Annotated in this window: 19 protein-coding genes and 1 pseudogene; 5 read left to right on the top strand and 15 right to left on the bottom strand. The window is 73.5% G+C overall.

Going from position 1 to position 22,046, the window contains the following annotated elements; all coding sequences use genetic code 11:
- Nucleotides 1–103: 103 nt before the first annotated feature.
- From LWC33_RS10795 to LWC33_RS10815, 5 genes are all read right to left on the bottom strand, one after another.
- Entirely contained in the window at nucleotides 104–586 is a 483-nt protein-coding gene (locus tag LWC33_RS10795; RefSeq protein WP_233304154.1) for a hypothetical protein, read from the bottom strand.
- Between the two features lie 17 nt (nucleotides 587–603).
- Nucleotides 604–1,062, bottom strand: a complete 459-nt coding sequence (locus LWC33_RS10800; protein ID WP_233304155.1) for a TniQ family protein — start codon at nucleotides 1,060–1,062, stop codon at nucleotides 604–606.
- Nucleotides 1,063–1,074: 12 nt separating this feature from the next.
- Nucleotides 1,075–2,103: a TniB family NTP-binding protein gene (locus LWC33_RS10805; RefSeq protein WP_233304156.1), complete on the bottom strand. Its 1,029-nt coding sequence runs from the start codon at nucleotides 2,101–2,103 to the stop codon at nucleotides 1,075–1,077.
- Nucleotides 2,104–2,138: 35 nt separating this feature from the next.
- The gene (locus LWC33_RS10810) at nucleotides 2,139–3,860 is read right to left on the bottom strand and encodes a TnsB C-terminal domain-containing protein (protein WP_233304157.1); all 1,722 of its coding nucleotides are present in this window, start codon (nucleotides 3,858–3,860) and stop codon (nucleotides 2,139–2,141) included.
- Nucleotides 3,861–4,288: 428 nt separating this feature from the next.
- Nucleotides 4,289–4,936 carry a TnsA-like heteromeric transposase endonuclease subunit gene (locus LWC33_RS10815; RefSeq protein WP_233304269.1) on the bottom strand — a complete coding sequence of 216 codons (648 nt, stop codon included), beginning with the start codon at nucleotides 4,934–4,936 and terminating at the stop codon, nucleotides 4,289–4,291.
- 393 nt (nucleotides 4,937–5,329) lie between these two features.
- Between LWC33_RS10815 and LWC33_RS10820 the strand changes: the two genes are divergently transcribed.
- Nucleotides 5,330–6,625: a hypothetical protein gene (locus tag LWC33_RS10820; protein WP_233304158.1), complete on the top strand. Its 1,296-nt coding sequence runs from the start codon at nucleotides 5,330–5,332 to the stop codon at nucleotides 6,623–6,625.
- A 71-nt stretch (nucleotides 6,626–6,696) separates the two neighbouring features.
- On the opposite strand, the gene LWC33_RS10825 is transcribed toward LWC33_RS10820, so the two are convergent.
- The 3 genes from LWC33_RS10825 to recQ all read right to left on the bottom strand — a co-directional run bounded on the left by LWC33_RS10825 (nucleotide 6,697) and on the right by recQ (nucleotide 11,383).
- Nucleotides 6,697–8,283, bottom strand: coding sequence for an AMP-binding protein (locus LWC33_RS10825; protein WP_233304159.1), 1,587 nt, complete (start codon nucleotides 8,281–8,283; stop codon nucleotides 6,697–6,699).
- Nucleotides 8,284–8,377: 94 nt separating this feature from the next.
- On the bottom strand, nucleotides 8,378–9,340 hold the full coding sequence (locus LWC33_RS10830; protein ID WP_233304160.1) for an NAD(P)H-dependent flavin oxidoreductase: 963 nt from the start codon (nucleotides 9,338–9,340) through the stop codon (nucleotides 8,378–8,380).
- Nucleotides 9,341–9,430: 90 nt separating this feature from the next.
- On the bottom strand, nucleotides 9,431–11,383 hold the full coding sequence (gene recQ / locus LWC33_RS10835; RefSeq protein WP_233304161.1) for a DNA helicase RecQ: 1,953 nt from the start codon (nucleotides 11,381–11,383) through the stop codon (nucleotides 9,431–9,433).
- Between the two features lie 97 nt (nucleotides 11,384–11,480).
- Here recQ and LWC33_RS10840 point away from each other — a divergent pair, with 97 nt between their 5' ends.
- On the top strand, nucleotides 11,481–12,674 hold the full coding sequence (locus LWC33_RS10840) for an acyl-CoA dehydrogenase family protein (RefSeq protein WP_233304162.1): 1,194 nt from the start codon (nucleotides 11,481–11,483) through the stop codon (nucleotides 12,672–12,674).
- Nucleotides 12,675–12,892: 218 nt separating this feature from the next.
- Here LWC33_RS10840 and LWC33_RS10845 read toward each other — a convergent pair whose 3' ends face one another.
- From LWC33_RS10845 to LWC33_RS35035, 4 genes and pseudogenes are all read right to left on the bottom strand, one after another.
- A complete protein-coding gene (locus tag LWC33_RS10845) occupies nucleotides 12,893–13,528 on the bottom strand; it encodes an ATP-binding cassette domain-containing protein (protein ID WP_233304163.1) in 636 nt (211 codons plus the stop codon).
- Nucleotides 13,513–14,622 carry an ABC transporter ATP-binding protein gene (locus LWC33_RS10850; RefSeq protein WP_233304164.1) on the bottom strand — a complete coding sequence of 370 codons (1,110 nt, stop codon included), beginning with the start codon at nucleotides 14,620–14,622 and terminating at the stop codon, nucleotides 13,513–13,515. Before LWC33_RS10850 ends, LWC33_RS10845 begins: the two co-directional genes overlap by 16 nt.
- Nucleotides 14,619–15,515, bottom strand: a complete 897-nt coding sequence (locus tag LWC33_RS35030) for an ABC transporter ATP-binding protein (RefSeq protein ID WP_255691595.1) — start codon at nucleotides 15,513–15,515, stop codon at nucleotides 14,619–14,621. Before LWC33_RS35030 ends, LWC33_RS10850 begins: the two co-directional genes overlap by 4 nt.
- Nucleotides 15,507–16,067, bottom strand: a pseudogene (locus tag LWC33_RS35035) (ABC transporter transmembrane domain-containing protein); the annotation flags it as partial. The gene LWC33_RS35030 and the pseudogene LWC33_RS35035, both read right to left, overlap by 9 nt.
- A gap of 149 nt (nucleotides 16,068–16,216) precedes the next feature.
- Between LWC33_RS35035 and fgd the strand changes: the two are divergent.
- The 3 genes from fgd (at nucleotide 16,217) to LWC33_RS10870 (ending at nucleotide 18,748) form a co-directional block, all read left to right on the top strand.
- Entirely contained in the window at nucleotides 16,217–17,221 is a 1,005-nt protein-coding gene (gene fgd, locus LWC33_RS10860; RefSeq protein ID WP_233304165.1) for a glucose-6-phosphate dehydrogenase (coenzyme-F420), read from the top strand.
- Between the two features lie 104 nt (nucleotides 17,222–17,325).
- The gene (locus LWC33_RS10865; RefSeq protein ID WP_233304166.1) at nucleotides 17,326–18,126 is read left to right on the top strand and encodes an enoyl-CoA hydratase/isomerase family protein; all 801 of its coding nucleotides are present in this window, start codon (nucleotides 17,326–17,328) and stop codon (nucleotides 18,124–18,126) included.
- A 118-nt stretch (nucleotides 18,127–18,244) separates the two neighbouring features.
- Complete coding sequence (locus tag LWC33_RS10870) at nucleotides 18,245–18,748, top strand: ATP-binding protein (protein ID WP_233304167.1); 504 nt, start codon at nucleotides 18,245–18,247, stop codon at nucleotides 18,746–18,748.
- A gap of 90 nt (nucleotides 18,749–18,838) precedes the next feature.
- Here the strand turns inward: LWC33_RS10870 and LWC33_RS10875 are convergent, their stop codons facing one another.
- The 3 genes from LWC33_RS10875 to LWC33_RS10885 all read right to left on the bottom strand — a co-directional run bounded on the left by LWC33_RS10875 (nucleotide 18,839) and on the right by LWC33_RS10885 (nucleotide 21,977).
- The gene (locus LWC33_RS10875) at nucleotides 18,839–19,654 is read right to left on the bottom strand and encodes an AfsR/SARP family transcriptional regulator (protein WP_233304168.1); all 816 of its coding nucleotides are present in this window, start codon (nucleotides 19,652–19,654) and stop codon (nucleotides 18,839–18,841) included.
- A gap of 287 nt (nucleotides 19,655–19,941) precedes the next feature.
- Complete coding sequence (locus LWC33_RS10880) at nucleotides 19,942–20,889, bottom strand: ATP-binding protein (RefSeq protein WP_233304169.1); 948 nt, start codon at nucleotides 20,887–20,889, stop codon at nucleotides 19,942–19,944.
- Nucleotides 20,886–21,977, bottom strand: a complete 1,092-nt coding sequence (locus LWC33_RS10885; RefSeq protein ID WP_233304170.1) for an MEDS domain-containing protein — start codon at nucleotides 21,975–21,977, stop codon at nucleotides 20,886–20,888. Before LWC33_RS10885 ends, LWC33_RS10880 begins: the two co-directional genes overlap by 4 nt.
- Nucleotides 21,978–22,046 lie beyond the last annotated feature (69 nt).

Here is a 22,046-nt window from a genome sequence, read left to right on the forward strand (position 1 = left end):
CATTCGTGTGTCACGACTCGCCCGAATCAGCGCGCTTCACCGGTGGATCCAGGCTCAATGAAAGTGGTCCCGGGCGCGGCTTGTGACCTGGGTGGGGCCAGTTTCATTGAGACCACGGCTGTGCGGGCGTCTCAAAGTAGGTGGTCCCTGTGGAAGTCCGGCGGAGTCGAATCCCGCGCAGTCGCTGTTCGTAGCGGTGGCTTTCGGACCAGTCGGTCAGGGGGTGACGCTTCGGCGGGGAGAAGCCGTAGTGCTGCTCGGCGAGGGTGGCGAGGCGTCGGTGGATCTCAGTGTGGGCGGGGTGCGTTGCTCCCGAGGTTTGGGGCTGCCAGTGAGGCGAGGCGATGACGCCGGCGATGGTGATGATCTCGGGATAGCAGACCGCGTGTGCCAGCGGCTCATGCTGCGAGACCTCGACGGTGCCGGGGCGCAGGACGTGCGCCCGTTGCCATTGGTAGGGCCGGAGGAATCGCGGGGCGTTCAGGTAGTTCCAGATCTCGACGGCGACGCGGACGGCGTGGCTGGTGGCGTGCTCGCCGTAGCGGCGGAGCAGCCGGTGGTGTCGGCGTTGCGCCGCCCGGATCACGGGGAGCGCGCCGACGTCTATGAGGTCCGCGGTCGCGGCGTGGCGAGGGAGCCGGGGCCCAGTGATCCCAGCCAGAGGCTGTGCCGGACGCAGACCTGCTGGTGGGCGGGGGAGCAGAGGGTCACTGGACCGCCGCAGTGACGACGGGTGCAGCGAGGGCAGGCCCGAAGGGTGCGGCGGCGTTGGAGCTGATCGGAATCGAGGCGAAGTTCGGGGAGTGCTCGGACGAGTTTGTCGCTGCGCTGTCCGGTGACGCAGGCGAGATTGTCGCAGTTGAAGGTGCGTCTGACCGTGCCCGACACCGTCGTGCGGGTGGCTGCGACGGCGTCGGCGAGGGTATCGAGGCTGAGGTAGTTGACCGTGGCCAACCGCTGGAGGAAGGAGCCGAGGGTCTCGTTGTGGACCGGCGCCAGCGTGATCGGCAACCGCCGCAGCGGCCCGGGCCGCAGCGGGCCGCCCCCGCTGGTCTGGATCATGGCGCGTCTGTCTCAGGCAACGCCGGAACGCCGCGTGGAGCGCTTCTGCTTGGGTCCGGCGGCGGGGGTGGTCTCGGCGGCGTGGTCGAGCCGGATCGCCTCGAGATGCGCTTTGGTGATCTTCTCGGTGCCGTCGAGGATGGCGTCGATCGCGGCCCCGCGGACGAGGTGGGACAGACTGCCGATCATGCCGTGAGTGCGCTGGTAGAGGTATTCGCCGTGCCGGGCCAGTGTGCCGGGGCGGTGCTGGTGCAGCCGCAGCGCCTGTTCGAGCGTGGCGACCAGAGCGCGCCAGGTGTCGCGCTGCGCTGGGGTGCCGTAGGCGAACGGGCGCGTGGCGACGGTGGTGAAGCGGCTGGCGAGCTGTTGGCCCCGAATGCCGGTGAACAGGTTGGCGCGTTCGACGTTGATCCCGGCATAGACGAAGGTCGCCGGGATGCGTTCGGAGAAGTATTTGAGCTGGTCAGAGACCTCGGCGCCGGCGCGGGTGGCGAGGTTGAGGTTGTGGATCTCGTCGACCAGGACCAGCTCGCAGCCGACGTCGCAGAGCACCGCGCAGACGGCGTTGGTGACGTCAGCCAGATTGTGCCGGGTGGTGAGGGGCAGCCCGAGGAAGCGGGCGAACTCGACCGCGACCATCCGTGGGGTCGCTGCGGGCGGGACGGTGATGTAGGTGACCGGGATCCGCTGCCCAGGACCGGGGTGGCGCAGCGCGACCCCGAGTTCGTGCGCGCGGCCGAGCTGTGTGATCGCCGTGGTCTTCCCGGTGCCGGCACCCCCGGTGACGATCAGCCCGCGGCGGGCGGAGATCTGACGGCGGTTGAGCACCAGCAGCCGCCGGACGGTGGTGATCACCTCGCGGATGGTCGGGGTGTTCACCACGATCAGGTCGCTGTGATAGTCGAGGCGGCGGTCGTCGTAGGCCGCCCGAGCGGCCGCAGGCAGCGCCCTCCAGCCAGGATCCAGCTCGGGTGGGCTGCTGGTGTGGTTCGCCCAGCGCGCCCAGCCCTCCTTGGTGGTCAGCGGCTCATCCGCAGACACCGACCCCGTGGCGTGCCAGCTCGTCGCGGGAGGGGTCACGGCCATCGCCGGGCCTCGGCGTGCGCGTCGAACACCCCAAACGGGATCACGGTGGCCAGCTCCTCGTCCTTGACGTTGTCCTCGTGCCCGTCGGTGAGCTCGAGAGTCTGCTCGTCGTCAGGGTCGTCGTCGAGACCGTCGTCAGCTGTCTCCGCCAGCGGGACCGGCGGACGTGCTTCGGCTGCGGCGCGGGTCCGTGCCGCCACTCGTCGATCATCGGCGTCCGCTGGGGCCTCTGTGGGGCCTTGGCCGGCTCGGGTGAGTAGCTCGTCGAGGGTGCGGGCGATGGCGGTCTCGTCGACCCGTCCGATGGTGGGGTCAGCGGCGGCGCGCCGGCGGGCGTGGCGCCAGGTGAAGTCCGCGAACGGGGCGGACACCATCGGCAGGTGCGTCCAGACCGCCCGGATGAACTCACCCCGCTGCTTGTCATCCTCGGCTCGGCTGGCGTGCAGGTCGTGGTGGTTGCGTATCCAGACCTGGGACAGGTCGTAGGGGTCGTAGCGGATCTCCCACTTCCCGTTCTGGGCGTGGACTCCGGAGTGCTGGCGGCGCAGCGGGTTGAGGGCTTGGGCGTCGTAGGTGCGCCGCTCGATCCGGACGCCGTAGTCGTTGATCGTGCGCCAGGTCGCGGGCAGCAGCTCGATGTAATCGGTGCCGGTGAGCATCACCGGGACGTAACCGGCCGCGGCGACCAGCACCGCGAACATCTCGTTCGGCGAGAGCGGGCGGCCGGTGTCGGGGCCGGTGAGCTCGCTGTGCGGGCGGGTCTGCCAGCCCGCGATCACCCACTCCTCGAGCAGCTCCTGCAGCTGCGCCAGCGACCAGCACGCCTCGGCCTCGACGTCGCGGCCGCGGTGCGAGGCCGCGCGGCCGGTGTAGCCGGCGACGTGCTGACAAAACAGCGTGTTCACCGACTGCAGGGTGCGCTCGATGATCCCCTTGTCGGTCGGGGTGTCCGGTCGGGCCGGCTGCAGCGAGATCCCCAGCAGCTCACACGAGCGTCGGAACGTCGCCGACTCATAGATCGCGCCGCGGTCGACGGTGATCGACTCAGGGACGATGACCGGCTTGGCCGCGGCGTGTTCCATGCGGGCGTCGATGTCGGCCAGGCGCCGGTGCGGCAGCAGCGACCGCGACATCGCCATGGTCTCGGCCCAGCCGGGCCGCATCGGCTCCGGGACCAGCATCCGCGCCAGCAGCAGCGACGCATCCACCGCCTTGGTGCTGGTCGGGGTGAGGATGACCGCGCAGAGGGTGCGGGTGGCGACATCGACGGCCGCGGTCAGCTCGACCCGCCGCGCGTGGCCGTCGTCGAAGACCGCCATCACGTCCAGCGGGGTGGAATCGATCTGCACCTGCTGGCCCGGCCTGGCCGCCCAGGTCGCGGTGAACGGGCCCTCGGGCCGGTTCGCCGCCGACCGGCGGGTCGTGGCCGCCCCCAGAGTGTGTTTGCCCGCCGAGAGGCTGTTGACCAGCCGATAGAACGTCGTCCGGGACGGCATCGTCACCTCACCCGCCCCGTGCCGCTCGGCCAGGATCGCCTCCACCCGCCGATGCAGCCGCTCCGCGGTGCCAGTCGACCGCGACGTCTCCGCCCCCAGCGCTTCCCGCAGCGCGGCAATCACGCGTTCGTCGGTGCGGCCGTGCCGAGACACCGGTCGGCGGGTGCGACCGTCGACCAGCCCGCGCAGGCCCTGGGCCCGATAACGCTCCCGCATCCGTTTCACGGTCCTGCTGCTGATCGGGTCACCTGTGAGGCTCAGCTCGGCTGCTTTGGCGGCTTCACGTTGTCGGACGGTGCGCAGCTGCGGGTCAAACTCTGGGCGAGGCCGGGTGCCGGGTTCCGCGCCCGGTGGTAGGCCGGTCTCGACCTCCACCACATGGCGTTCCCATTCCCGCGCCCGCGCCGCGACCTCACTGGGCATGTCATCGAGCAGGAGGTCGGCGAGCGTCCGTGTCCCCGCGTTGGGAGCCGACCCGGCTGCGTCGAGGATCATGAACCCCTCGGAACCGACCAGGTGGGTTAGCAACACCACGCTGGGTGTCCCGTCCTCGGCGACCAACCGGACCCGTGGGCCGGTGAGGGCGACGACCTGGTGCTCGACCTCGTCGAACAACACGCGGTCCCCGACACTGAGCAGCCGCCTCACCCGCTCACCCCCGTCACCCGCGGCACCGCCACCAGTGAGGTCGACTCCAGCCGTGCCGTCATGTCCGTGGCCAGCCGACCTGACCACAGCAGATGGAACAGCGTCGGCAGCACCGCGATCGGGTCCCCGACGCGCGCCGCGCCCTCCACCAGCGGGCGAGCCGTGGCGAAGACGTCCAGCAGCGGCGCGACCAGCAGATCCCGGTAGCACCGTCGATGCCGGTAGCCGGCCAGCCACCGCAGGTTGGTCAGCCAGACCGGGTCATGCCCGGTGACCAGCCGGTACTGCCAGCCGACCTCGGCGCAGGCCCGCTCGGTCGCGGCGAACGCCTCGGCATCCCGTGGCCGCACCCGCGGCGCGGGGCGGCAGTCCACCACCACCCCGGTGCCCGCGGCGGTGCGGGCGAAGAAGTCCGGGGCATGCGAGCGCGCCCGGTCGGTGCCCGCCCAGGTCAGCCAGAACGGCTGCGCGGCGAACCCGACCACCTCGGGCTCGAAGTCCAACGCCATCGCCGTGTCGCGCTCGAGCCAGGACTCGAACACCACGTGCGCGTCGAGGGTGGCCGCGTAGTAGAAGCCCGGGTAGTTGCGCTGTCCCTGGTACGACGGGAACGACCGCACCGGCGCGACCCGCTCGAACGGCACCAACCCAGCAGCTTCATCCAGGGGCAGCCGGGCCTCACCATCCACGCCACGGAAGCCGACCTCGAAGCCGACCACCCGGCCGGTCCGTCCTCCGTGCAGCACCCGCACGTCGCTCCCCACCAACCCGCCCCGTCACCCATTCGAGTACGGGGCGATCTTGGCAGCCGGGGCCAGATCCACTGAGACCGGGGCCACTTACCGGAGACGCGGGGCCACTTACACAGCCCCGGGGCCACTTCCGCTGAGACCGGACAACTTTTTCGGTGCGCCCGGGCCATCGACCCCCCGTCCAACCCGGGAGAAGAGGTGTTCTCCCGGGTCGAGTAGCCTCTGAACTACAGACATGTAGTTCTCATAATCTAATTCGAACTACGTAATTCCAGGAGGAACCGGGTGGACGAAGTGGCGACGGCGCTGCGACCTGCGGAAACGGCTGCGGAGAGCGCCGGGGCGACCGCGGGGGAACCGCGCCGGTGCGCGTTCCGGCGGTGCCGGGAGCCGCTGCCGGTGCTCGCCGGGCGGGGCAACCGGCCGCGCTACTGCCAGGACGGCCGGACCTGGGGGACGAAGGGACTGAGCTGCAAGGACGCCGAGGCGGCGTTCGTGGCGGTCGAGTCCCTGCGGGAGGAGGGGGACACGGCCGGGGCCGTCACGGCGGTCGACGACCTCGGGGCCCGGCTCGCCGCCGCGGCCGGCCCCTTGGCTGCGGTGCTCGAGGGCGTCGCGGTGCTGCGCACGCAGCTCGACGACGAGGTCCGCGAGGCGCTGGCCGCCCGGGACGCGGCGCTGGCCAGGGCTGCGGAGGACCACGGCGCGCGGCTGGCGGCGGAGGAGCGCGCGGCACGGGCCGAGGCGGGAGCGGCCGACGCGACCGCGCGGGCCGCGGAGGCGGTGGAGCTGCGCGCCGAGGCCGACCGGGCACGCACGCGGGCGGAACAGGCGGCGGCCACGGCCGAGCGGGAGCAGGTGCGGGCGGAGGGCCGGTCCGTGGCGCTGGAGGACCGGGCCGTGCGGGCCGAGGAGCTGGCCGAGGCGGCCGCGGCACAGACCGCGCAGCTGCGCGACGAGCTCGCCGCACTCCGGGCCACGCTCACCGCCCGCGACGCCGAGCTCGAGGCCGAACGGCGTCGCGCCCGCGAGGCGGCGGAGGCCCACCGGACCGAGCTCGAGGCCGAACGGGGGCGGGCCCGAGAGGCATCCGAAGCGCACCGCGCAGAGCTCGACGCCGAGCGCCAGCGGGCCCGGGACGCCGCGGTCGCCCACCGCGCCGAGCGGGACACCGCGCTGGCCGGGCTACGCGAGGAGCACGCCGCCCAGGTGGAGACCCTCCGGGCCGACGCCTCGGAGGAGCAGCAGCGGCTGCGGGCGGAGCACACCGCCGCGGTGGACCGGCGGACCGCCGACCACGCACAGGAGGTCGCCGACCTGCACCGGCGACTCGGTGCGGCCGAGCACGAGCTGGGGCTGCTCCGCTGCGGTCGTGGTGACGACGCCGTCGCCGGCGGCCGAGGCAACGGTCCGGGTGCCGGCCGCTCGGGTACCGGCGGTGGGGATGCGAGTGCCGGCGGTGCAGGTGCCGGCGGTGCGGATGCGGGTGCCGGCGGCGCCGGTGCTGGCAGTGCGGGTGCCGGTGGTGCGGGTGCCGGTGGTGCGGATGCAGGTGCCGGTGGTGCGGCGTCGGGAGGCTGATGCGCGCCCCACGGTGGACGGCGTACCGCCTGGCGCTACGCCCCGCGGTGGACGGTGTGCCCCCGGCGGGGTTACCGCTCGAGCCCGCCGGTCCGCACTCCCGCCCGCAGCGCCTTCTTGTCGATCTTGCCGACGGCCGTCGTCGGCAGGGCGTCGACCAGGTGGACGGACTTCGGCGTCTGCACCGCGCCCTTGAGCGCCCGCACGTGCGCGGCGAGCTCCTCGGCGGTCACCGACGCGCCGGGCCGCAGCACGACCGCAGCGGTCACGGCCTCGCCCCACTTCTCGTCCGGCAGCCCGAACACCGCGGCCATCGCGACGGCGTCGTGGCTGGTCAGTGCGTCCTCCACCTCGCGCGGGAACACGTTGAAGCCACCACTGATGATCATGTCCTTGGTGCGGTCGACGATCGTGAGGTAGCCCCGGTCGTCGGAACGGGCGACGTCGCCGGTGTGCAGCCAGCCGTGTGCGAAGGCCTGCGCGGTGAGGTCGGGCTTGCGCCAGTACTCCTCCATCGTCCCGGGGCCCCGCACGCAGATCTCCCCGGGCTCGCCGGGCTCGACCGGGTTGCCCTCCGGGTCGAGGAGCCTGACGTCGACGGTGCTGATCGGCACCCCGCACGAGCCCTCGAGCGTCGGGTCGGCGTGCTCGGCCCGGCGCAGGACGCTGATCGGGTAGCACTCGGTCTGCCCGTAGAGCTGCGAGAACACCGGCCCGATCCGCTCCAGGCCCTCCCCGAGCCGCGTCGGCGACATGGGGGAGGCGCCGTAGAGCAGCAGCTCCAGCGAGCTCAGGTCGGTGCGGTCGAGGGCGGGGTGGTCGAGCAGCGCGTAGATCATCGTCGGGACGGCGAGGGTCATCGTGATCCGCTCGCGTTCGATCGTCTCCAGGACGCGGCCGGGGTCGAAGCCGTCCTGCAGGTGCACGGTCCCGCCGCGCTGCAGCACCGGGACGACCTTCGTGCCGGCGACGTGCGTGATCGGCGCGACGGCGAGGTACCGGGCGTCGAACGGGATCTCGAAGTCGGTGAGGGTGCCGACCGACATGATGTGCGTGACGGCGGGGTGGCGGCGCATCACGCCCTTGGGCCGGCCCGTGGTGCCGCCGGTGTAGTTGACCAGGGCGATGTCGCCGACACGCGCGACGTCGTGCGCGGTCGCGGCGCCGCCCGTCGTCGCCTCGGCGAGCAGGTCCGGGCCGAAGTCCGACGGGCCGAGGCCGAGCACCGGGACGTCGCCGGAGCCCGCGGCCAGCTCCGCGCCGCGGGCCCCGTGTCGGTGGGCGTCGACGAGGCACGCCGCCGCGCGGAGGTCGGCGAGCTGGTACAGCTGGTCCTCCACCGAGCCCAGCGGGTGCAGCCACGAGGTGGCCATGCCCGCGGCCTGCATCGCGATGCCCGCACACCAGGCCTCGGGACTGTTGCCGGCCAGCAGCCCGATCCGGTCGCCCCGGCGGAACCCGCGCTCGGCCAGCACCCGCTGGATCCGCCCGACGAGATCGGTGACGGCGGCGTAGGTGAGCGTCCCGGTGTCGGACGCGAACGCGACCCGGTCCGGGTACCGGCGCAACGCGCGGAGCACCAGCGTTCCGACGGTCGTGCCCGCCCACAGCGGCGGCGAGCCGGTGGGGGAAGCGGGGCTGCTGGTCTCCGTGCTCATGGGTGCTCCCTCGGTGCGATGCTGGACGTCTGGGGCCCTGCCAGTCCGCCGGTGGGCCTCGCGGGCGGTGATGACATCGACCTGCGACAGGGGTCTACGACGGGGCGGCGGCCCGGTCCGGTCTGTCGGCGGCCTCGTACTCGCGAGCCAGCCGATCGACGAGCTCGCCGGCGGTCGGGATCTCTCGGACCCCGGAGACGGAGTGACCGGCGCTCCAGACCTCGGTCCACCGGCGGGGGCCGAGACCGCCGTGGCCGTAGAGGGCGTCGGCGTCGGCCGGGGTGACGGTCTCGTCGAGCGCGGCCGGATCGAGGCCCGCGGCGCGGATGGCCGGGCCGAGCATGCTGCTGGGCAGACCGGTGAACGCCCTGGTGAGGACGACGTCGTCGAGCGTGCTGTCGACGCACATGCGCTTGTACTCGGGGGCCGCCATGCTCTCCTGCGTGGCGAGGAAGGCCGTGCCCAGGTAGCCGAGGTCGGCGCCGAGGGTGCGGGCGGCGGCGAGTGCGGTCCCGTCGCCGATACCGCCGGCGAGCACGACCGGGCCGTCGAAGAAGCCCCGCACGGCCCGCACGAACGCGAACGGGTTCATCCAGCCGGTCTGCCCGCCGGCGCCCGCGGTGAGCAGGACCAGCCCGTCCGCCCCGGCCGCGACGGCCCGTTCGGCGTGGCGCAGCGTGGCGACGTCGGCCAGCACGAGCGCGCCCACGTCGTGGAGGGGCCCGAGGATCGGTGCGGGCGACCCGACGCTCGCGATCACCAGCTCGACCCGGTGCCGCACGAGCACCGCCAGGTCCTCGGCGAGGCGCGGGGAACGCATGATCAGGTTCGGGGCCCAGGGCGCGGCGGCCGGTCCGGTCCGCGCGCCGATCTCGGCCAGCCAGCGGTCGAGCTCCTCGGCGCTGCGGGCGTTGGCGGTGGGGAACCCGCCCACGACGCCCGCCTCGCACGCGGCCACCACCAGGTCCGGGCCGGAGACCCGCAGCATCGGCGCGGCGATCACGGGCAGGCGCAGCCGGTCCGTGATCCGTGCGGGTAGCCCGGTCCGTTCCGGCACGCATCCTCCTGGTCCTCGACGACGGGTCCGCCCGCGATTATCGAGCGTTCGACGGGGCGAACCGAGGGGCCGACGGGGTGACGCGCATCCTCAGGCGCCCCAGGGGTCGTCGGCCGGATAGTCGGGTTCCGGCGGCTCCTCCGACGGCCACTCCTCCTCGGCCGGGTTCGCCGCCGGGGGAGCGGAGCCGGCAGAGGCAGCCGCGGGGCCCCCGTCGTCGCCCGCGACCGCCGCCAGTACGCCGGCCCCGTACTTCGCGAGCTTGTTCTCGCCCACCCCGCTGACCGTGCCGAGGGCTGTGGGGGAGGAGGGGGCGAGCGTGGCGATCGCGCGCAGCGTGGCGTCGTGGAAGATCACGTAGGCGGGGACGCCCTGTTCCTTGGCGGTGGCGGCACGCCAGGCCCGGAGCCGCTCGAACACCGGGGCCGCGCCGGCCGGGAGGTCCGCCGCGGGAGCCGTCGACCGGGAGGAACGCCGGGTCCGCGTGCGCTCGGGGTCCTTGCGCAGCATGACCTGGCGGTCGCCCTTGAGCACCGCGGAGCTGCCCTCCGTGAGCTGCAGTGTGTTGTAGGCCCCGCCCACCTCGACCAGCCCGCGCGCCAGCAGCTGCCGGACGACGCCGCGCCACTCCTGCTCGGACAGCTCGGTGCCGATGCCGAAGGTGGACAGCCGGTCGTGCCGGGACTGCTCGACCTTCGCCGTGCGCTTGCCGACGAGGATGTCGACGACCTGCCCGGCCCCGAAGCTCTGGTTCCGCTCCCGCTTGAGCCGCCACACCGTGGACAGCAGCTTCTGGGCCGGCACCGTGCCGTCCCACGACTCGGCCGGGGTGAGGCAGGTGTCGCAGTTGCCGCACGGCTCGGCCTTCTCCGAGAAGTAGGCCAGCAGCTGCACCCGCCGGCACTCGACGGTCTCGCACAGCGCGAGCATCGCGTCGAGGTGCTGGGCCAGCCGGCGCTTGTGCGCCTGGTCGCCCTCGGAGTCGTCGATCATCTTGCGCTGCTGGACGACGTCGGCCAGCCCGTAGGCGAGCCAGGCCGTGGAGGGCAGCCCGTCGCGGCCCGCGCGGCCGGTCTCCTGGTAGTAGCCCTCGACGGACTTGGGCAGGTCGAGATGGGCGACGAACCGGACGTCCGGCTTGTCGATGCCCATCCCGAACGCGATGGTCGCGCACATGACCAGGCCCTCCTCGCGGAGGAACCGGGCCTGGTGCTCGCGGCGGACCTCGGCGTCGAGCCCCGCGTGGTAGGGCAGCGCCGGGATGCCCTGTGCCGCAAGGAACTCCGCGGTCTGCTCCACCGACTTGCGGGACAGGCAGTAGACGATCCCGGAGTCGCCGGCGTGCTCGGTGCGGAGGAGATCGAGCAGCTGCCGGCGCGGTTCGGCCTTCGGCACGATCCGGTACTGGATGTTGGGCCGGTCGAAGCTCGCGACGACCTGCTTGGCCCCGGTGAGGTCGAGCCGTTCGGCGATCTCCGCGCGGGTGTGCTCGGTGGCCGTGGCGGTGAGCGCGATCCGCGGCACGGCGGGCCAGCGCCGGTGCAGCTCGGAGAGCATGAGGTAGTCCGGCCGGAAGTCGTGGCCCCACTGCGCCACGCAGTGCGCCTCGTCGATCGCGAACAGCGCGACCCCGCCCTGGCCCTCGAGCCGGTCCAGCAGGTCGACCGTCGAGCCGACGCGCAGCCGCTCGGGGGCGAGGTAGAGCAGGTCGAGCTCGCCGGCGAGCAGGGCCTGCTCGGTGTCGCGGCGCTCCTGCGGCCCCTGCGTGGAGTTGAGGAACCCGGCCCTGACGCCCAGGGTGCGCAAGGCGTCGACCTGGTCCTGCATGAGGGCGATCAACGGCGAGATCACCACGCCGGTGCCCGGCCGGACCAGCGCCGGGACCTGGTAGCAGAGCGACTTGCCGCCGCCGGTGGGCATCAGGACCAGCGCGTCGCCCCCCGCGCAGACGTGCTCGACGACCTCCTGCTGCGGCCCCCGGAACGCCTCGTAGCCGAAGACGCGGTGGAGCACCTCGAGCGCGGGGGCGGGGGGAGCGGTCACGGCGCGATCGTAAAGGCCGGCACCGACGGTCCGGGACCGGCACGCGACCCGGCCGCGACGACGAGCGGGAGCCGGCGCACCGTGCCAGAGTCGGGACATGAGCGATCCGCGCGGCGCCGACCTCCTCACCGGTGACTTCTTCGGCTACGGCTCCCTGCTCACCGACGACGAGCAGAAGATCATCGGGCGCGTCCGCGAGTTCTGCCGGACCGAGATCGCCCCGATCGCCCAGGACGCCTGGAGCCGGGCCGAGTTCCCGCAGGACATCGTCGCGAAGTTCGCGGACCTCGACATCGCCGCGCTGCCCTACGACGGGCTCGACGGCCCCGCCGCGCGCCGGCTGCTGATCGGGTTCGTCTCGCTCGAGCTGGCGCACACCGACGCCTCGCTGAACAGCTTCTTCGGCATCCACAACGGCCTGGCGATGGGCAGCATCGACCTCTGCGGCTCCGACGAGCAGCGCGAGCGCTGGCTCCCCGCGATGGCACGCATGGAGCAGATCGGTGCCTTCGGCCTCACCGAGCCGCACGGCGGGTCGGACGTCGCGCAGGGCCTGGAGACGACCGCCCGCCGGGAAGGCGACACCTGGGTCCTCAACGGCGAGAAGCGCTGGATCGGCAACGCCACCTTCGCCGATCTCGTCGTCGTCTGGGCCCGGGACGAGGCCGACGGCGCGGTGAAGGGCTTCGTCGTGCACCAGGAAAACCCGGGCATGGACGCGACGAAGATCGAGAACAAGATCGCCCTGCGCACCGTGCAGAACGCCGACATCGTGCTGACCGACTGCCGGGTCCCCGAGGAGGACCGGCTCCAGCGCGCGAACTCGTTCAAGGACACCAACGGCGTGCTGCGCCGCACGCGCGGCGGTGTGGCCTGGGGCGCCACCGGCACGATGATCGGCGCGTACGAGGCCGCGCTCGCCTACAGCAAGGAGCGCGAGCAGTTCGGCCGCCCGATCGCCGGGTTCCAGCTGGTGCAGGACTTGCTGGTGCGGATGCTGGGCAACATCACCGCGTCACTGGGCATGTGCGTGCGGCTCGCCGAGATGCAGGACGCCGGCGAGGCACGCGACGAACACGCCGCCCTGGCCAAGGAGTACACGACCACGGCGATGCGCGAGACCGTGGCGCTGGCGCGGCAGGTGGTGGGCGGCAACGGCGTGGTGCTCGACTACGGCGTGGCCAAGTTCTTCGCCGACGCCGAGGCCCTCTACTCCTTCGAGGGCACCCGCGAGATCAACACCCTCGTCGTCGGACGGGCGATCACGGGCCACTCCGCCTTCGTCCGCTGAGCGCGCACTATGGAGCCACAACGCGAATTTCGACAGCTCCGGAGCGCGTATGGAACGGAACCATAACGCGAATTCGGGCGGCTCCCGAACGCGTTATGGTTCCATAACGCGGCGTCAGCGGAGGCTCTCCTGCCAGGCCGCGTGGAGGTCGGCGAAGTCCCCGCCCGACTCCAGGAGCTCGGCGGGGGTGCCGTCCTGGACGATCCGGCCCCCGCCCATCACCAGCACCCGGTCGGCGATCGCGACGGTCGAGAGCCGGTGGGCGATGACAGTGCCGTGCGGTCCGCCAGGACCGTCTCGAGGGCCGCCTGCACCGCCCGCTCCGAAGGGATGTCGAGGCTGGAGGTGGCCTCGTCGAGCAGCACCACCCCCGGGTCGGCCAGCACCACCCGGGCCAGCGAGACCAGCTGCCGCTGCCCGGCCGAGAGCCGGCCGCCACGCTTGCGCACGTCCGTGTCGAGGCCCTCGGGCAGATCGTGCACGAAGTCCGCCCCGACGGCGTCGACCGCCGCGGCGATCTCCGTGCGCGAGGCGCCGGGCCGGCCCATGGCGACGTTGTCCGCCACCGAGCCGGAGAAGAGGAACGGCTCCTGCGTGACCATGACGAGCGCCCGCCGCAGGTCGGCGTCGGTCAGGTCGCGCAGGTCCACGCCGTCGAGCAGCACGGCGCCGGTCAGCGGGTCGTGGAACCGCGCGGCGAGCTTGGCCAGGGTGGTCTTTCCGGCCCCGGTCTCGCCCACCAGCGCGATCGTCTGCCCGGCCGGCACGGTCAGCGAGAACTCGGGCAGGACGATCCGCTCGGGCGCCCGCGGGTAGGCGAAGGTGACCCGGTCGAAGGTCAGCTCGCCCCGCACCGGGCGGGTAGCGCACGCGGGTGGGCCGGCTCCGGGACGCCGATCGGCGTCTCCAGCACCGACGCCAGCTTCTCCAGCGCCGCGGCCGCCGACTGGTAGGCGTTCATGAACTGGGCCAGCTGGTCGAGCGGGTCGTAGAAGCGCCGCAGGTAGAGCAGGAACGCGGTCAGCGCACCCAGCTCCAGCGCCCCCGAGGTGACCCGCAGCGCGCCGAGCAGCAGCACGAGCGCGAGGGTCAGGTTGCCGACGGCCCGCACGCAGGCCACGAACCAGGAGAGTGTGAGCAGGGCGTCGGCGTTGGCGTCCCGGTAGCGGTGGTTGAGCTGCGCCATGATCGACTGGTTGCGGGCCTCGCGGCGGTAGGCCTGCACCGCGCGGATGCCGTTCATGGACTCGACGAACTGGACGATCACCCGCGCCACCCAGATGCGGGTGAGCCGGTAGCTCGCCCGCGAGCGGCGCTGGAACCAGCGGGTCAGCAGGGCCAGCGGCACGAACCCGGCGAGCACCACGCCCGCGAGCACCGGGTCGATCAGCAGGAGCAGTACGGTGATCCCGGCCAGCGAGAGCAGCGCGCCGAGCAGGCCGTCGAGCCCCTGCTGCAGCAGGTCGTCGATCGACTCCAGGTCGCTCGTCAGGCGGGAGATCAGCCGGCCCGAGGTGTACGACTCGTGCCATTCGAGGGCGAGTCGCTGCACGTGCCGGAACACTCGCCGCCGCAGTTCCAGCAGCACGTCCTGGCCGAGCCGGCCAGAGAGCAGCAGGAACGCCGCCCGCAGCCCTGCCGAGGCCAGCCCGCACGCCGCGTACCCGGCGACGGACCAGGCCAGCGGGCCCGGGTGGCCGTCGAGCGCGGCGGGGACGCCGGTGTCCACGGCCAGCGCGACGAGCAACGGCCCGGTCAGCATCACCGCGTTCTCGACGACCAGGATCAGCAGGGCGAGCGCCACGGCGAGCCGATGGGGCCGCAGCAGGTCGGCGACCAGGCGGCGGGCGCTGCGGGCCAGCCGCAGCCCGGCGGCCCGGGTGATCTCCTCGCTCTCGTCGCCGACGCCGCGCCAGTCCAGGTCGACGTCCGTCGTCACGGTGCTCATGCCGCTCCCACCCGTTCCGCGTCGGGACTGCTCAGCAGGTCCCGGTAGACCGCGTTGGCGGCCAGCAGCTCGCGGTGCGTGCCGACCGCGGTCACCCGGCCGCCCTCCAGCAGCGCGACCCGGTCGGCCAGCTGCAGGGTCGACGGGCGATGGGCCACCACCAGCGCCGTCACCCCGCCGAGCACGCTGCGCAGCGCGGCCTCCACCTCGGCCTCGGTGTGCACGTCGAGGGCGGAGAGGGGGTCGTCGAGCACCAGGACCGGCGGCCGGCCGAGGACTGCGCGGGCCAGGGCGAGGCGCTGGCGCTGCCCGCCGGACAGGGACAGCCCCCGCTCGCCGATCCGCGTCGCCAGACCCCGGGGCAGCGCCTCGACGAACCCGGCGGCGCCCGCGACCCGCAGGGCCTCCCACACGTCGTCGTCGCTCGCGTCGGGCAGGCCGAGGGCCACGTTCTCGCGCACGCTCGCCGAGATCAGCACCGGGTCCTCGAAGGCGGTGGCGACTGCCGTGCGGAGGTCCGCGAGCCGCAGCCGCCGGACGTCGACGCCGTCGAGCAGCACCGCCCCGCCGGTCACGTCGGCCAGCCGGCCGACCAGCGAGGTCAGCACGGTCTTGCCCGAGCCGGTGGCGCCGACCAGGGCCATCGTCTCGCCGGGCTCGACGACGAGGTCGACGCCGCGCAGCACCTCGGCCTCGGCCCCCTCGTGCCGGAACCGGACGGCGCGGAACTCGACCCGGCCGCACACGGGGCCGAGGGCGACGGGGTCCGGCGGATCCACGATCGCCGGGGCGACGTCGCGGACCTCCCAGTACCGGCGGGTCGCGGCCGCGGCGTTCCCGGCCTCGGTGAGCAGCCACCCGAGCGAGGCGATCGGCCAGTACAGGTACGTCATGATCGTCACGGCGGCGACCAGCGTGCCGACGGTCAGCGCGCCCGTCGCCACACCCCACGCGCTGATCGCCAGGATGATCGCGATCGCGGCTTCGGGCAGCAGCACGAGCACGCACCACAGCGCGGCCTGCAGCCGCACCTTGCGCAGCTCCGTGCGGCGCAGGCCGCGGGCGCCGGCGACGAACCGCTCCGTGATCTGGCGGCCCCGGCCGAGCGCGCGCAGGACCCGGACGCCGAGCGCGGACTCCTCGACCACCGTCGCGAGGTCGCCGTCCTGGTCCTGCGCCAGCCGCGCGACCACGGAGTAGCGACGCTCGAGCCGCAGGGTCAGGGCCACCAGCGGCACCGCGACGACCAGTACCGCCACCCCGAGCAGCCAGGACAGCGCGCCGAGGATCGCGATGCCGACGAGCGCGGTGATCGTGTTGACCACGAGGAACACCCCGGCGAACGCCAGGAACCGGCGGATCGTGGAGAGGTCCTGCACCGCGCGCGACAGCAGCTGGCCGGAGGGCCAGCGGTCGTGGAAGGCGATCGGCAGCCGCTGCAGGTGGGCATAGAGGTCCGCGCCGGGTCCCTGTGTCGATCACCACCCGACCGTGCGACCTGCACCGCGGTCGAGGTCATGTGGCCCGGGTGTCGGCGGTCGCCCGGTGTAGTAGACCTGTGCGCAGGAGGGGTGACCCCAGCGGAAGGACCAGCGTGGACCTGAAGATCGGTTACAAGGCCTCGGCGGAGCAGTTCGGGCCCCGTGACCTGGTGGAGTACGCCGTGCGGGCCGAGGAGGTGGGCCTGGACAGCGTGTGGGTGTCGGACCACTTCCTGCCGTGGCGGCACGAGGGCGGCCACGCCCCGTCGGCGCTGACCTGGATGGCGGCGGTGGGTGAGCGCACCCGGCGGGTGCAGATCGGCACGAGCGTGACCACGCCGACGTTCCGCTACAACCCGGCGGTGATGGCGCAGACGTTCGCCACCATGGCGCTGCTCTACGACAACCGGATCATCCTCGGCGCGGGCACCGGCGAGGCGCTCAACGAGATCGCGGTGTCGGGTAGGGAGTGGCCGGAGTTCAAGGAGCGCTTCGCCCGGCTGCGCGAGGCCGTGCGGCTGATGCGCGCGCTGTGGACCGAGGACAACGTGAACTTCGAGGGCGACTACTACACGCTCGTCAACGCGAAGATCTACGACCGGCCCGAGAAGCCGGTGCCGGTCTACATCGCCGCCGGCGGCCCGGTGGTGGCGCGCTACGCGGGCCGGTCCGGCGAGGGCTTCATCTGCACCTCGGGCAAGGGCATGGACCTCTACACCGAGAAGCTGATCCCGGCGGTCAAGGAGGGCGCGGAGAAGGAGTCGCGGTCCTTCGACGACATCGACCGGACGATCGAGATCAAGCTCTCCTACGACCGCGACGCCGACGCCGCGCTGGAGAACACCCGCTTCTGGGCGCCGCTGTCGCTGACCGCCGAGCAGAAGCACACGGTGGACTCGGCGGAGGAGATGGAGCGCCTCGCCGACGAGCTGCCGATCGAGCAGGTCGCCAAGCGCTGGATCGTGGCGAGCGACCCGGACGAGGCGGTCGCGCAGATCAAGCCGTACCTCGACGCCGGGCTCAACCACCTCGTCGTCCACGGCCCGGGCCACGACCAGGAGCGGTTCCTCACCCAGTTCGCCGAGGACGTCGTCCCGAAGCTGCGCGCGCTCGCCTGAGGTCGGTGTCGGCCGCCTCACCCGGGACGATCGTTCCCTCCGGTCAGCGCTGACCGTTAGTCTGCCCCGTCGACGGGGACACGCCCCGGGTGAGGAGCGGTGGGATGAGCGGTGCGAGCGGGAGCCCGGTGGTGGCGCAGGACGGACGGGTGCTGCGCTGCCGGGTGACGGCCGGCAAGGCGGGCGCGCTCGACGGCCCGGCGATGGCCGAGGTCGCCGAGGCGCTGCGCGGGCTCGGCACCGCCGAGGAGGCGGCCGAGCGGGGCATCGGTGCCGTGCAGCTCGCCCACGACGGCGGCAACTTCTGCGCGGGCGGCGACGTGCGGTCGTTCGCGGCCGCGGAGGACCGCGGCGCGTTCGTCCGCGAGGTCGCCGACCTCTTCCACGAGATGCTCGAGGCGTACGTCCGCTGCGCCGTCCCGACCGTGGCCGGCGTGCAGGGCTGGGCCGCCGGCGCGGGGATGAGCCTGGTGCTCGCGACGGACGTGGTCGTCGTCGGCACCTCCACGCGGATCCGGCCCGCCTATCCGGCGATCGGGTTCTCGCCCGACGGCGGCATGAGCTGGACGCTGCCGCGGATCGTCGGGCTCGGCCGCGCCCGGCACATCCTGCTGACCGACCAGGCGCTCTCGGCCGAGGACATGCTGTCGCTGGGCGTCGCGTCCGTGCTGGTCGACGACACCGAACTGGCCGCCGAGGCCGAGGCCACCGCGTACCGCCTGGCCCAGGGCCCCACGGCCGCACTCGGCCGGATCAAGCGGCTCCTCGCCGGGACCTTCGACCACGACCTGCGGACCCACCTCGACGCGGAGGCCGCGTCGATCTCGGCCAGCGCCGCGGGGCCGGAGGGCGCCGAGGGCCTCACCGCGTTCGGGGAGAAGCGGGCGCCCCGCTTCCACGGCTGACCCCGGTCCGGCCACCCGGCGCGTGTCCCTGTTTGCCGGGAGCGTCCTCGGGGGATACCAGGCACGGCGACCGGACCCGGTGCGCCACACCGTCGATCTCCCCGGGGGCACTCCGCTCGTGAACGTGCACGGCCCGCAGCGCGGCGTCCCGGCCGCACCGACCGCTGCACCGACCGCACCGGCCGCAGCGGCGCCGGTCGGCCGGCGGCCGGTCCGCGCGGTACCGGACGAGCTGCGCATCGTCCGCACGGCCGTCGCCGACGAGCTGTCCGGCATCCGCAGCGCCGTCTCCCGGTGGGGCCGGTGCGCCGGTCTGTCCGCCGACGTCCTCGTCGACCTGCTGCTCGCGGTCGGGGAGGCCGCGGCGAACGCCGTCGACCACGCCTACCGCGGCAGGCCGCCCGGTCCGGTCGAGGTCGACGTGCAGCTGCGCCGGCGCCGCTCCGGCAGCGTGATCGCCGCGCGGATCTCCGACCAGGGCCGTTGGTGGCCGACCTCCGCCGACACCGGCCGGGACCGCGGCCGGGGACTGCCGATGATCCGGGCGCTCGCCGCGCGCCTCGACGTGATGGCCACCGGCCGGGGCACCGAGGTGTGCCTGGAGCTGGCGATCCCGGACTGACCCGGGCCGGCCCGGACCACCGGGACCCGAGAACGCCGGAACCCCGGCCGCGGGGCGACCGGGGTTCCGGAGCAGTCGGGACGGCGGGGCTCAGCGGCCGGGCACCGAACCGCCGGAGACCAGCCGGCGCGGGGCGCCGGGCGAGGCCGGACGCGCGGCCCGGAGTCCGGGCAGGACCACCGCGGAGCGCTGCACGGGGCGGCGGAACCCGCCCATCCCGGGCCGCATCGGCCAGGCGCCCGCGAACGGGAACAGGCCCTCGAGGCCGGCGCTCTCCGGGCCGAGACTGGTGCGCAGCAGCTCCTGGAACGCGTCGTACTGGGCGACCGCCTCGACGACGTCGCCCTTCGCCAGCAGCGCCTCGATGAGGGCCCGGCGCGCGCTCTCCCGGCTGGGGGCGGCGGCCACGGCGATCTCGGCGATCTCCACGGCGTCGGCGAACAGGCCGGCCGCGGTGAGCTTGAGGGAGACCTCCTCCAGCGCGGCGAGCCGGAGCTGGCGGAAGCGTTCACGCTCGACGGCGATCCACGGGGAGGTCCAGGCAGGCAGGATGTCCTCGGCGAGCAGGTCGACCGCGGGACGCTCGGTGAGGCGGCCGCCGCCGGAGAAGGCGCGGACCAGGAGCATCGCGTCGGACAGGTCGACCTCGACCTCGTCGGCCAGGGCCACGGGGGCGTTCTCGTCGGTCGGGTCCCCGACGAGCAGGCCCGGTACGTCGATGCCGCTCACCGCCTCGGCGAGCAACCGGTGCGCGGACTCGGCGGGCACACCCGGCCAGAGGTCGGCGGCGAGGCCGGCGCGCGGCTGCGGCCGGCGGTGCACGGCCAGGTACGCGACGACGCGGCGGGAGTCCACGCTCAGCGGCACTGTGGTGCCGTCCGAGGTGAGACCGAAGGAACCGAGCACCGTGATGCGGTGGCCCGGACACTCGGAGAGGGATCGGCGGTGACCGTCAGACATGGTTATCCCGACTGTGGTGGTACTCGACTGGTGACCCGTGGGCACGCCTCGTGGGCTCCGTGCCGCCGAACAGTGTTCTCCCGACGACCCGGATTGCCAAGAGGTTGTTTCGTCACAGTGACGATCTGTACGTACACAATTGACAAACCGCAGGTACAGCCGTAGAGGTGACGCCCCGGAGCGATCTTAACGCAGCCCCCGGAACCGGGTGCGGCGGCCCCCGACGCACCCGATCAGGGGGTCGCGTGCAGGCGGACGTGGGTCCCGGCCGGATCCTGCCAGACGTGCAGCAGGTCGCAGAGCTGGCGCGCGATCCACACCCCGCGCCCGCGGGGTTCCGCCGGGTGCGGCGCGGTGAGGCCGGGCAGGGGTTCGTCGAGGTCGCCGGTGTCGTGCACCTCGCAGACCAGTCCGCCCGCGGTGGCCCACAGCTGGATCTCCGCCTGCGGCGCCCCGTGCTCGACGGCGTTCGTGGCGATCTCGTTCACGGCGAGCACCAGGTCCTCGGACCGCACCGCGTCGAAGCCGAGCGCCGGCGCGAGCCGCGCGACCAGCCGGCGGACCTCGTGCAGCTGCCAGGAGTTGTACCGGTAGGTGACGTCCGGCGGGCCCAGGACCAGCGGCGCCGCCCGCTCGCGGCCGCGCAGGACCTCCAGCGGGCAGCGGTGCTCCGGGTTCTCCGTCAGCGTGCCGCCGGCGAGCACGTACGGGTGGTTGACGCGGGCGCCCTCGAGCACCTCCAGGTGCAGCGGCCACACGGGGTAGAGGCAGACGAGCTCCACGGGCAGGTCCGCCAGCGAGACGTTGAGCGCGGCGTCGAGCTCGGTCCAGTAGCCGCCGTCGACGCCGTCGTGCGCCGGGTCGTGCCCGCACAGCATCGTGACGCCGGCGTCGCTCTGCACGAGCGAGCGCAGCTCGCGTGCCCAGGTGGCGCCCGTGGTCTGCCCGGAACCACCGGACGCCCCGTACGGCGAGGTCAGCGCGACGACGCCGGCGTGCCCCACCGCGTCGAACACCGCCTTCTCGACGAGGGGAGGGACCGCCACGGCCAGCTGCTCGCCCCGGCGCACCGTGGCCCGGGCGAAGGCGACGGCGCGGGCGAGCTGGTCCGCGGGCCCGTCGTGGAACTCCACGACGTGCCGCAACCGGGTGTGCGCGGGGACACGGGACTCGACCTTCATCCGGCTGCCCCCTCGGCGGCCGGCTCGCGGTGGGGATCGTCGTCGGTGACCCCGGCCCAGGGGCGCTCGCGCACCGCGTCCGGTCCTGCCTCGTCCGGCCCTGTCGTCCCCGGCCTTCTCACCTCCGGCTCGGCGTCGGCCGGGCCCGCCTCGGCGAGGCGCCGCTCGCGGGGGCCGTGCGGCTCGTCCGCCACCTCGGGCAGCCGGCCCGGGGGCTGCCGGGCCTCGCGGACCACGAGCTGTGTCGCGAAGGGTGCCCCGCAGCGGTCGAGCACCCGCTGGACGGCGGGCCGGACGTCGCCGAGCACCAGGCGGTGGCTGCTCGGGAACTCCTCGGCCGCGTGCACCAGGGCGACCGCCCCGGCGACGTCGAGGAATCGCAGCGATGCCAGGTTGAGCTCGATGTCCGTGGGCGCGTCGGCCGACCGCAGCGCCCGGTCGAGCGTGTCGGTGATCAGCTTGTGGATCACCGGGCGGTTGCTGTGGTCGGCCTCGCCGGCCAGGCGCACCGCCGTGACGCCGGTGTGGGTGATCCGCAGCAGCCCGTCGTCGTAGGCGGCCGGGGCGCTGAGCTCCTCGCGGTGCGCCGCGCGCATCCGTTCGATCTGGTCCTGGCTGTAGTGCCCGTGGTCGTAGAGGCACAGCGCGGTGAACCGGCGCTCGCGGACGACGTCGTCGAGCGCGGCGTCGTAGGCCGTCATCGGGATGCCCGCGGGGGCGTCGGCGCCGTAGCTCAGCTGCCCGGTCATCCGGAAGCCCGACCAGCCCTGGGCGACCGAACCGTCCACATAGGAATGGAGCAGCGCGCGGACGTCGGCGACGGGGGAGCGGAAGGCGCCGCGCGTGACGTCGGCGGGCACGACCTGCAGCTGGCCGCTGCGGAGCGTGGCGGCGACCGGCATCCGGTCCTCGGTCAGCCGCTCCAGTACCTGCTCGGAGGTGCCGTCGTCGAAGTAGACGACCTTCTCGTTGCGGCGCAGCCCGCCGGAGAGGAACCGAGCGGTGAGCTCCCAGAGCTGCTCGTCGCTGACCGGCACGGCGCAGGCGTGGTCGCCGGACGCCAGATCCTCTGCCGCTCGCACGCTCATGTCTCTCGCTCGCCGCTGCTCGTGACCAGATCGCCACCGTACGGGCGCGACCGGGGGTCACCCGTCACA

Source organism: Pseudonocardia terrae (assembly GCF_021343995.1).
Classification (GTDB): Bacteria; Actinomycetota; Actinomycetes; order Mycobacteriales; family Pseudonocardiaceae; genus Pseudonocardia; species Pseudonocardia terrae.

What these genes read in the sequence shown, in the direction of transcription:
- LWC33_RS10885 (WP_233304170.1), bottom strand. Translation starts at nt 21,977, where the DNA reads ATGAGCGTGCGAGCGGCAGAGGATCTGGCGTCCGGCGACCACGCCTGC.
- LWC33_RS10825 (WP_233304159.1), bottom strand. Translation starts at nt 8,283, where the DNA reads ATGAGCACGGAGACCAGCAGCCCCGCTTCCCCCACCGGCTCGCCGCCG.
- LWC33_RS10850 (WP_233304164.1), bottom strand. Translation starts at nt 14,622, where the DNA reads ATGAGCACCGTGACGACGGACGTCGACCTGGACTGGCGCGGCGTCGGC.
- LWC33_RS10880 (WP_233304169.1), bottom strand. Translation starts at nt 20,889, where the DNA reads ATGAAGGTCGAGTCCCGTGTCCCCGCGCACACCCGGTTGCGGCACGTC.
- LWC33_RS10800 (WP_233304155.1), bottom strand. Translation starts at nt 1,062, where the DNA reads ATGATCCAGACCAGCGGGGGCGGCCCGCTGCGGCCCGGGCCGCTGCGG.
- LWC33_RS10810 (WP_233304157.1), bottom strand. Translation starts at nt 3,860, where the DNA reads ATGCGGGAGCGTTATCGGGCCCAGGGCCTGCGCGGGCTGGTCGACGGT.
- LWC33_RS10865 (WP_233304166.1), top strand. Translation starts at nt 17,326, where the DNA reads ATGAGCGGTGCGAGCGGGAGCCCGGTGGTGGCGCAGGACGGACGGGTG.
- LWC33_RS10840 (WP_233304162.1), top strand. Translation starts at nt 11,481, where the DNA reads ATGAGCGATCCGCGCGGCGCCGACCTCCTCACCGGTGACTTCTTCGGC.
- LWC33_RS35030 (WP_255691595.1), bottom strand. Translation starts at nt 15,515, where the DNA reads ATGACGTACCTGTACTGGCCGATCGCCTCGCTCGGGTGGCTGCTCACC.